The sequence below is a fragment of the Haloferax sp. AB510 genome (assembly GCF_024136985.1).
Classification (GTDB): domain Archaea; phylum Halobacteriota; class Halobacteria; order Halobacteriales; family Haloferacaceae; genus Haloferax.
Genome location: NZ_JAMYJY010000254.1, coordinates 1 through 325 on the forward strand (window position 1 = coordinate 1; position 325 = coordinate 325).

The window sequence follows — 325 nt, forward strand, 5'->3', positions numbered from 1 at the left end:
GCTGCAGATTATCGGCACCGCCGAGGACGCGAACTACGCGGCCGGCGTCTACATGCTGACGTTCCGGAACCGCGTTATCTTCTGTGCCGACGCGACGGTCAACCTCGACCCCGACGAGAACGTGCTCGCCGAGGTGACGAAACACACCGCCGAACTCGCCCGGCGCTTCAACGTCGAACCCCGCGCGGCGCTCCTCTCGTATTCGGACTTCGGGAGCGTCACGAACGAGGGGACGCGCAAGCCTCGCGACGCGGTCGAACAACTGCACGCCGACCCCGACGTGGACTTCCCGGTGGACGGCGAGATGCAGGCCGACACCGCCCTC

1 protein-coding gene is annotated in these 325 nt (G+C 67.1%); it reads left to right on the top strand.

Annotated features, from left to right (window positions below; translation table 11 throughout):
- A partial coding sequence (locus tag NKF06_RS20880) for a phosphate acyltransferase (protein ID WP_253246490.1) occupies positions 1-325 on the top strand: 325 nt, incomplete at both ends.